Source organism: Vibrio sp. 1249-1 (assembly GCF_033340495.1).
In genome coordinates, this window is the sequence record NZ_JAWOWJ010000107.1 from 1 (window position 1) to 1,127 (window position 1,127).

Genomic DNA, 1,127 nt, shown 5'->3' on the forward strand with positions numbered 1-1,127 from the left:
CCGGTAATACAGGCCATGTTTTTATGACCACCAGCGATTAAGTGCTCAACAGCGATACGACTTGCATGGTGGTGATTAAACGTAATGCAGCGCTCTTCAATCCCTTCAACATAACGATCGAGAAGCACAAAAGGCGTAGGAAGTCTTGCTAACTCACGTAGATCATCATCGGATAAATAGCGACTATGCAGAACATAGCCATCGCAACGAAGATCGTTGAAACGCTGAATCGCTTCTTTCTCTCCTTCAGCAGAATGATGACCTTGCGCAGTGATGAGAAACTTCTTATGAATGTCCAATTCCGTTTGCACTTGCTCCATCATTTCACCGAAAAATCCACCGGTGTAATAAGTCACCAACAAACCGACCATATTACTTGACGATGTTGCAAGAGAACGGGCGATCGCACTTGGACGGTAATTCAATTGCGCCATGGCTTGTTCTACTTTTTTTCTAGTTTCTTCACGAAACTTTCCTTCCCCATTAATGATGCGAGAAACGGTAGAACGATTTACACCGGCGAGTTCGGCGACATCTTTAATCCTTGCCATAATGCTAATGAATCCAACTGCTAATAAATAATGAATGTTTTTATTCGAAAAATGGCTGCCAGCAATTCGTAAGGTGACTATAGGGGTCGAATCTGGCAGCCTTAATCATACACCTACAACTTGGCTGGTAGAAACGAGTGCGGAGTAATCCGTGACGGCTATACCATGCTGCGCCAATTGCTCTTTTAGAATGGGAGATGTGAGCACTTGTAGCTCTAACTCTCTTTGCAGTGCATAGCCACTTTTCATAATAAGGGGCTGGTCGGCATAAGCAGGATGACACATCACCTCTACCACATCGTAATTCTCTTTTAAGCTCAGAAGGTGTTGCATTAATCCGTCCAAACTTACCTTTTGATCGTAAAACTCATCGGTAAAGAAATAGCTTGTCGTCATTGGTTGGTGACAGATACCACTCCCGCGAAGTGGCACGCGGTGCTCTTTCGCGAGTTTCTGAACAATAGGAAGAATCTGGGGGTGCGTATGAGCATGGTGATGACTATCGAGGTGGCTGAGCGTTAGTCCAAGTGACAAGAAGTGATCAATTTGAGCTTTAGCTTCTTCGTAAACCGCTTG

2 protein-coding genes are annotated in these 1,127 nt (G+C 44.5%); both read right to left on the reverse strand.

Annotation, left to right across the window (positions count from 1 at the left end; genetic code table 11):
- On the reverse strand, positions 1-551 hold a 551-nt coding region (locus R7Z50_RS24585; RefSeq protein ID WP_318149361.1), incomplete at its 3' end, for a LacI family DNA-binding transcriptional regulator.
- 105 nt (positions 552-656) lie between these two features.
- Positions 657-1,127: ChbG/HpnK family deacetylase (locus R7Z50_RS24590; RefSeq protein WP_318149362.1), on the reverse strand; the 471-nt coding region annotated here is incomplete at its 5' end.